This is a genomic window from Paraburkholderia sp. Ac-20347 (assembly GCF_017104805.1).
Classification (GTDB): Bacteria; Pseudomonadota; Gammaproteobacteria; order Burkholderiales; family Burkholderiaceae; genus Paraburkholderia; species Paraburkholderia tropica.
The window spans coordinates 1-8282 of the sequence record NZ_JAAGPN010000316.1 but is presented as its reverse complement, the minus strand read 5'-3'; the positions used below and the strand labels follow the sequence as shown (position 1 = coordinate 8282).

Below are 8282 nucleotides of genomic sequence, written 5' to 3'. Positions count from 1 at the left end.
GGGGGGGGGGGGGGGGGGGGGGGGGGGGGGGGGGGGGGGGGGGGGGGGGGGGGGCGGGGTGGGTGTTGAGCGCGCGCAGGCGTTCGACCGGCACGGGCCGGCGCCGGCAGATGCCCCGAAAATGCGTCCGCGAGCCCGTTCGTCTGGGCCGCCCGCACGGGCTTGAGCAGTTGCGATTCAGGCGGATTGCTGGACAATGGACGAGACAACGCGCGCGCGCCGCCCGTCTTGCGGCCGCGGCCGGGGAATTCACGCCGTTCATTGCAGCGCGCCCCAGCGCGCGGTGGCCGGTTCGGCCGACGCCCACTTCCAGTTCTGACCGTCGCGGCACACCGAGGCCACGTAGAACGCGCTCGTCGCGGCCTTGTCCTTGGTGGCGTCGTGATCGACGGAGAAGACGATTTCCTTGCAGTCGAGCGCGCCCGAGCTGATCGTGCGGCTCACGGTCACGCGGCCGTGCTCGTCGTCTTCGATCGGAAACGAATGGACGATCGACCAGGGCGCGACGCCGCCGACGTCGAGCGGGCCCGCGGCCTTGGCGATGCTGTCCTGGGTGTTGGTGTGCACGACGCGCTCGGAGTACTGCACGCCGGCTTTGGCGGCGGCCAGCGCGCCCAGGCCGATGCCGGTCGCCACGGCCGCGTTGTTCGTCACCTTGGCGGCGACGGCGGCGCCCGCGATACCGGCGCCCGTTTGCGCGCCCTCGGAGTAGAGCGAGCTGCACGCCGAACACGCGAGGCTGGCCACGGTGGCGAGCAGCGAGAGCGACGCGGCGCGACGCCAGCGCGCGGACGAAACGGCGCGGCGCGCCAGCGCCGCATGAATCGATTGACGCGGCGAATCAGCGATCGGATGAGTCGTCGAGTCGATCGGCGATGCCGCCATCGGCGCGTTGCACGCCAGAGCACTTCGTTCTTGCATGATCCTTTCCCTGCCGCTTGCGGCCGGAAGCCGCATTGCGCAAGCTTCCAGCACGTTTTCGTGCTGCGGATTGTGCAGGAAGGACTTACACAAGGGCATAGGTAAAGTGCAAGAAATTGCAAAATGCCGTGCGCCGCTTGTCTTAACGTGATTGCGATGACGGCAATTTCGCTGCATTTCGAGGCTTTTTGACGACGCATTCGTCAACGTATTCGCCGACGCGCTGACGCATCCGGCAACGCGCCTGCCGACAACCGACAGCCTCGTTTCAGATTCCTTTCGTCTGAAATCCTTCGCCCACGATCATTCGGCGTCGCGTGCGTCGTCGCCTTCGTCGCTGTCGATGTCCTCCGGCGGCGGGGCGTCGCCGTCTTCGGCGCCGTAACTGCCGAGCCGGTTGTAGAGCGTCTTCAGACTCACGCCGAGCGTGCGCGCCGCGAGGCGCTTGTCGCCGCCGCAATGCTTGAGCGTGCCGAGAATGATCTGCTTCTGCGCGTCGGCGAGCGGCGTGCCGATCCACACGCTCATCGCATCGCCCTGCGTGACAGGCTTTTTCACGCGCGGCACGAGTTGCGGATGCGCGATCTCGACCTGCTTCTCGGCGAGGATGAACGCGCGATACACCGCGTTCTTCAGCTCGCGCACGTTGCCGGGCCACGACCAGTTGCGCACCGTTTCGAGCGCGCGCTTGCTGAACACTTTCTGCGTGCCGCTCTCGTCGTTGAGCTCGTTGAGAAAGAGCTGGGCGAGCAGTTCGCGGTCGCGCTCGCGTTCGCGCAGCGGCGGCGCGCGCAGCGGAAACACCGCGAGGCGATACATCAGATCCTCGCGCAGCGCCATGTCGCGCACGGCGGCCACGGGGTCGCGGTTGGTCGCGGCGATCACGCGCACGTCGCCGCGAATCGCCTCGTTGCTGCCGACGGGGTAGTACTCGCCGGACTCCAGCGCGCGCAGCAGCTTGACCTGATGCAGCAACGACATTTCGGTGACTTCGTCGAGAAACAGCGTGCCGCCGCGCGCGTGTTCGAAGTGGCCGTCGCGCGCCTGCACCGCGCCCGTGAAGCTGCCTTTTTCGTGGCCGAAGAGTTCGGCTTCGATCAGCTCGTCGGGAATCGCGCCGCAGTTCACGGCGATGAACGGACCGTCGCGGCGATTGCTTTCCTCGTGGATCGTGCGCGCGACCAGTTCCTTGCCGGTGCCCGATTCGCCGACGATCAGCGCCGTCGCCTCGGTCACCGAAACGCGCCGGATCTGCTCGTAGAGGTCCTGCATGACCGCCGACGAACCGTACAGGCGTCCGTACGATTCCAGGCCCGCGACGCGCGCGCTCCGTTCCTCGCTCATGCGCGCTTCGTCGGGCTTATCGACTTTTTCGGCTTTGTCGCGGCGTGCCGCGGCGCGCGGCTTGTCGCTGCGTTTTTCACTGCGCTTTCCTGCTCGCTTCTCGTCAGGCCGTTCATCCAGCGTCTCGTTACGTCGTTCGTCGCGCATTTCATCGCGTTCGGCGGCGGGCGAGCCCGGCTCGATTGTCGCCATAGGGTAGTCGTCCTGCAAAGTGTGGTGTGTGGCCCGAAGCCGGGGCGCCGGCGTTGCGCGCGTCGTCGACGCGTCGCATGCCGCAGGCGCGCGCCGGGTGGATCGGGCATGGCTTGCTGGCCCCGGCGGCTGGTGAGCCGCTCGATCTGGCCAGCTGGCTGTGCAAAACGGCGCGGGCACTATCTTGCCCGTCGGCCACGGGATTTCCATCTCGTAAACATTTAACCACTGCCGCGCGTCGCAGGGCAATGGACGTGCCCGGATTGTCGGTGCGCGTCGCTTGCGGCCTGGATTCGGTCCGAATGCAGCGCGCAGGCAGTCCGAATGGCGGTCCGAATGCGCCGCGCGGACGGGCTGGCACGCCTCGTGCTCAGCAATTCGAACTGCGCATGGGCGTCTATCCTACCTGGCGCGGCGTATGCGCCGATAGATCGGTGGCCGATTCATTTGTTCACGGCTGCCGATTCTGACCGCATTTCCGACAACAACCTGGGAGAGTGCGACATGGCGAAGAACACGCCTGGACTGATTGGGACCCTCGTGGCGGTGGGTGCGCTCGGCGCGACGGCGGGCATGCTGGCGTGGCGTTTTGCGCAGCGTCACCGCATGCAGCGCCAGACGTTTCACCGCGAGCTGAACCGCTGGGAGGGCGAGGGCGGCTCACTGGCGGAGAGCGGCGTGTTGCCGAACGCGGCCGCTGCCGGCGATGCGATGGCTGCGGGCGCGATGGAGCGCGGCGAGCCGGTCAGCGGCGCGACGGACGACGCCTCGAGCGGCGCGTGGCCGTTTCCGCAAAGCGGCAGCGACCCGGCCACGCGACATTGAGCGCGCGGATGCGGCTTTCGTTGCTGCATCGACGCCGCGCGCACGTCCTCGCGACGCGTGCGCCGAGCGACCGATACCGCCGTGAATGCCACGCATCCGCATCTCGAATATGTCTATAATGGCCATATCCACAACAATCAAGGTTTGGGTTGACTGCGGGTCGCGAGATTGTTGCGATCATGCAGCTAAAAGACCACGCTCGCCGTCCTGAGCGTACCCGGCCGTTTCGCACTCCACTTGCAGCGCCACCCTCGCGCCGCGCAGCCCGCGACGTCGGACTTCCTTGTCCGGCGCGCCGGCGCTTGCTGCGGCGCGGCGTGTCGTGCGTACAGGAGCCACTCACCTTTCAGGGCTGACGAGACGCGATGCCACATGTATTGATTGTCGATGACGACGCAGAAACCCGCGAAGCGCTCGCCGCCGTGGTCGGCGAAGACGGGCTCACCACCGCGCAGGCCGGCGACCTGCGGGAAGCGCGCATCCAGCTGATCCGGCAGATGCCGGACGTTGTGTTCACCGATCTGAAGCTGCCCGACGGCAGCGGCACCGATCTGTTCCAGGATCTCGATCCGCGCTCGGGCGTGGAGCTCGTGGTCATCACCGGTCACGCGACCGTGGAGACGGCCGTCGATGCGCTCAAGAACGGCGCGATCGATTACCTCGTCAAGCCGATCAACCTGCAGCGCGTGAAGGCGATTCTCAATCGTCTGCCGCGCGCGGGCGATCTCAAGGCCGAAATCGGCACGCTGCGCGGCGAGCTGCGCCGCATGGGCCGCTTCGGTCTGATGCTCGGCAATTCGCCGGTCATGCAGGACGTGTACGACCAGATCAGCCGCGTTGCGCCCACGCCTGCCTCGGTGATGCTGGTGGGCGAGTCGGGCACCGGCAAGGAAGTGGCCGCGCAGACCATCCATCAGTTGAGCCTGCGCCGCAAGCACGAATTTCTCGCGGTGAACTGCGGCGCGATTTCGCCGAACCTGATCGAGTCGGAAATGTTCGGCCACGAACGCGGCTCGTTCACGGGCGCGGACCGTCAGCACAAGGGGTATTTCGAGCGCGCGAACGGCGGCACGCTGTTCCTCGACGAAATCACCGAAATGCCGATCGAGCTGCAGGTGAAACTGCTGCGCGTGCTCGAAACCGGCATGTTCATGCGCGTCGGCACGACCAAGGAAATCGAGACCGACGTGCGCCTGATCGCGGCCACCAATCGCGATCCGGAACAGGCCGTCGCCGAGGGCAAGCTGCGTCTGGACCTGTATCACCGTCTGAACGTGTTCCCGATCAATCTGCCGCCGCTGCGCGAGCGCGGCAAGGACGTCGAGCTGCTGGCGCAGGCCTTCCTCGACGAACTCAACGAGCGCCACGGCACGAAGAAGCAGTTCCCGCCCGCGGTGCGCGAGATGCTCGCGGCTTATCCGTGGGCCGGCAACGTGCGCGAGCTGAAGAACTACGTGCAGCGCGCGCACATCATGTCGGGCAACGAAGGCGATCTCACTGCGGCCGTGCCTTTGCAGATTTCGCTGTCGAAGCCGGTGGCGGGCACGGCCGTGACGATCCCGTTCGGCACCTCGCTCGCCGACGCCGATCGTCAGCTGATCCTCGCGACGCTCGAACAGTGCGGCGGCGTGAAGACGCGCGCGGCGGAGATTCTCGGCATCAGCCTGAAGACGCTCTATAACCGGCTGGTCGAGTACGGCAACGAGACGGGCAAGGGCGAAACGCCCGCGCGCGCGGGAGCCTGAGCCGCACTGTACGGATAAGGCGATAAGCCTCAAGACGCACTGAAGTCAGCGCCCGTTCGTGCCGGTATGCGATGTAAATCGCGCCGGCCGAACGGGCGCTTTGCATTGGGCGCAGATTGCCGATACCGCGCCGATGCCGCGCAGACGCGGGGCGAGAGCCGTCGATCGACATGGCTGGTATGTTGCTTGCAGACGGGTTCATCGACGACCTTTCGAGGAGTGCACGATGCCCAGCTGCAAACAATCCGATCCGTTCCGCGTGAAGCCGTGGCTTGCCCATACGCCGCAGCCCGACGATCCGCCGCCCAGCGAACCCGGTACGCCCGACGTGCCGCCGGTCGGCGATCCGCCGCCGCAGCCGGGCGAAGTGCCGCGCTCGATCCGTCACTATCCGGTGATGCGCACGCGCGAGTCGCACGACGAGTGGGCGCGCGTAGCCGCGTATGCGCGCGAGGCGGCGCGCTCAGCGTGGGCGCGCTGGGCAAGCTGGGCGCGTTGGGCAAGCTGGACCTGCCGTCCCGGCGACGATCGAACCCCGTCCGCGCCGTCGCGAGCCGCGCCAGCGTTGCAGCATCGGTGACAGCCGCGATTTTTATGTACGAGTTACAAACCAATCGCCATATTTACCGGCAAATTCACGCGGCGGACCCTAGACTATAAAAAACGCCCACGCCGCGTGGCAGCCTTCCCGCTGGAGGCATCGACATGAGACATCCCGCATTGCGCCGCTCCGCACGTCACTCGGCCCGGCGCGGCTCGCGTGACGGAGAACAGAAAAGCGGCAGTTCCGCCGATCCGTCTTCCGGCTCACCTGATCCTTCCGGCGCGTCCGGTTACAGCCCCGATCCGGCCGGCCAGAATCGCCCCGCGCCCGGCGTGCCGCCCGACGGCGAGCACAACCAGGGCGGCGCGCGCGCCGAGGGCATCGACTATCAGCGGGATCTGGGCTCGGAGCAGGACGCTTGATCGACCGGTTCAAGTCGCGCGGTTGAGCGGTCCGTCGGCGGGCGCGGCTTCAGTCGAAAATCGGTCGACATTTGGTCGACGTTCGGTCTCAGTCCAGTTGAAGTTCAGTCGCAGTCAGGCATCCCGCCCTGTTTTTGCACAGGGCATTCATCGCGCGCGCAAGGTGTCGGCGTTCGTTTGTGCCCCGTTTAAATCCGTTCCTCGCCGGGCAAAGGAGGCGCGGATCTTGCGTGCGTGCCTGAGGCAACGTCTTCGGACGCGAGAAACAACGAAGCAACGAAACAGGAGGATTGGCCGCAATGGGCAGACTGATCGTGGTATCGAATCGCGTGGCACCGACGCAAGAGGGCCGTCCCGCAGCGGGCGGTCTGGCGGTCGGCGTACTGGACGCGCTCAAGGAGACTGGCGGCGTGTGGTTTGGCTGGAGCGGCGAAACGGTCGCCGAGCCGGCAGCACCGGTCATCGAGCAGCAGGGCAGCGTCACCTACGCGACGGTAGGACTCACCCGCCGTGACTACGACCAGTACTACAAGGGCTTCTCGAACACGACGCTCTGGCCGACGTTCCACTATCGCAACGACCTCGCGCGCTACGAGCGCCAGGAATATGGCGGCTATCTGCGCGTGAACGTGACGCTCGCGCGCCAGCTCAAGCCGCTGATCCAGCCCGACGACATCATCTGGGTCCACGACTATCACCTGATTCCGTTCGCGCGCTGCCTGCGCGACCTCGGCGTGAAGAATCCGATCGGCTTCTTCCTGCACATTCCGCTGCCGGTGCCCGAAGTGATGCGCTCGGTGCCGCCGCACGAAGAACTGATGAAGTTCATGTGCCATTACGACGTGGTCGGTTTCCAGACCGATGCGGACCGTCAGGCGTTCGTCGACTACATCGAGCGCGGCGGCCACGGCACCGCGAGCGAAGACGGCATGGTGCACGCGTGGGATCGCTTCCTGAAAGTGGGCGCGTACCCGATCGGCATCTATCCCGATTCGATTGCGAAATCGGCGGCGCAATTCACCGACCGCAAGCCGGTACGCAGCCTGCGCGACGCGATGCGCGGACGCAAGCTCATCATGAGCGTCGATCGTCTCGATTATTCGAAGGGGCTCGCCGAGCGCTTCCAGGCGTTCGAACGCATGCTGCAGAACGGGCCGGGCTGGCATGGCCGCGTCTCGCTCTTGCAGATCGCGCCGCCGACGCGCTCCGACGTGCAGACCTATCAGACCATCCGCCGCAATCTGGAAGGCGAGGCCGGACGCATCAACGGCCGCTTCGCGCAGCTCGACTGGACGCCGATCCAGTATCTGAACCGCAAGTACGAACGTCATCTGTTGATGGCGCTGTTCCGTCAGGCGCAGGTGGGTTATGTCGCGCCGCTGCGTGACGGCATGAACCTCGTCGCGAAGGAATACGTGGCGTCGCAGAATCCCGAAGATCCGGGCGTGCTGGTGCTCTCGCAGTTCGCGGGCGCGGCCGAGCAGTTGCCTGGCGCATTGGTCGTGAATCCTTACGATCTGAATCAGACCGCCGAGGCGCTGGAGCGCGCGCTCTCGATGCCGCATGCCGAGCGCCAGTCGCGCTACGAGGACATGATGGCGTCGCTGCGCGAGAACAATCTTTCGGTGTGGCGCGATACGTTCCTCGCCGATCTGCGCAGCGTCGCGACGGCGGCTTCGGTGACGGCCACGGCGAAGGCGCGCAGTGCGACGCCGGGCGTGCCGAATGCAACGATTGCACCGATCGCTCCGGTCCCGCCGGTCGCGGTTCCGGTCGCGAAAGCCGCGCAAGTCGATCTGCCCGCGAAGGCGTCGGCGAAGGCCGCCGCGAAGCCGGCGTCGAGTGCCGCCGCGGTCAGCAAGGCGAAGGCGGAATGATCGCGATGCACATCGTCGTCACGCGTTAGCCCGCACGACACACGATTCACCCCCCGGCGGCTTTCGAGCCGCCGTTTTTTTGCGCGCTTGCCGTGCCGCGTGGTGCCGCGTGTGGCTTCAGGCGCGCTGCACGCTCGCTTCGCCGAACGGATGCGGCGCGGCGGTCGGATCGAAATCCGCCCAGTGGCCGCCGTGCCATTGGCCCGACGCGCGCTCGACGTCGTCGGCGCCGGCTTCGCGCAGCACGTCGGCGGCGACGGCCTGGTTATCGGGGCTCACGTGCACGGCGAGCAGCACGCCCGACTGACGCATCTCGTGATGCACGCGCTCCTCGTGCTCGCTCGCGCGGTGCCAGCCCGCGCCGATGCGTGCGCCGATCCACGCGCCCACACCCGCCGCGATCACCACCGCA

The 8282-nt window shown here is 66.7% G+C and carries 6 protein-coding genes and 2 pseudogenes; 5 read left to right on the top strand and 3 right to left on the bottom strand.

All coding sequences use genetic code 11. The features are described from left to right. Nucleotides 1-258: 258 nt before the first annotated feature. Entirely contained in the window at nt 259-885 is a 627-nt protein-coding gene (locus G3N97_RS33855) for a hypothetical protein (protein WP_205997234.1), read from the bottom strand. Between the two features lie 339 nt (nt 886-1224). Continuing rightward, complete coding sequence (locus G3N97_RS33850) at nt 1225-2265, bottom strand: sigma-54 dependent transcriptional regulator (RefSeq protein WP_205997233.1); 1041 nt, start codon at nt 2263-2265, stop codon at nt 1225-1227. Nucleotides 2266-2961: 696 nt separating this feature from the next. Between G3N97_RS33850 and G3N97_RS33845 the strand changes: the two genes are divergently transcribed. From G3N97_RS33845 to otsA, 5 genes and pseudogenes are all read left to right on the top strand, one after another. Continuing rightward, on the top strand, nt 2962-3282 hold the full coding sequence (locus G3N97_RS33845; protein ID WP_205997232.1) for a hypothetical protein: 321 nt from the start codon (nt 2962-2964) through the stop codon (nt 3280-3282). A gap of 365 nt (nt 3283-3647) precedes the next feature. After that, nucleotides 3648-5027, top strand: coding sequence for a sigma-54 dependent transcriptional regulator (locus G3N97_RS33840; RefSeq protein ID WP_065063729.1), 1380 nt, complete (start codon nt 3648-3650; stop codon nt 5025-5027). A 226-nt stretch (nt 5028-5253) separates the two neighbouring features. Next, a complete protein-coding gene (locus G3N97_RS33835) occupies nt 5254-5607 on the top strand; it encodes a hypothetical protein (RefSeq protein ID WP_205997235.1) in 354 nt (117 codons plus the stop codon). Between the two features lie 125 nt (nt 5608-5732). Next, on the top strand, nt 5733-5993 hold the full coding sequence (locus G3N97_RS33830) for a hypothetical protein (protein ID WP_176080485.1): 261 nt from the start codon (nt 5733-5735) through the stop codon (nt 5991-5993). A 299-nt stretch (nt 5994-6292) separates the two neighbouring features. Then, nucleotides 6293-7678: pseudogene (otsA, locus tag G3N97_RS33825) on the top strand (alpha,alpha-trehalose-phosphate synthase (UDP-forming)); the annotation flags it as partial. 309 nt (nt 7679-7987) lie between these two features. On the opposite strand, the pseudogene G3N97_RS33820 reads toward otsA, so the two are convergent. Next, nucleotides 7988-8282, bottom strand: a pseudogene (locus tag G3N97_RS33820) (hypothetical protein); the annotation flags it as partial.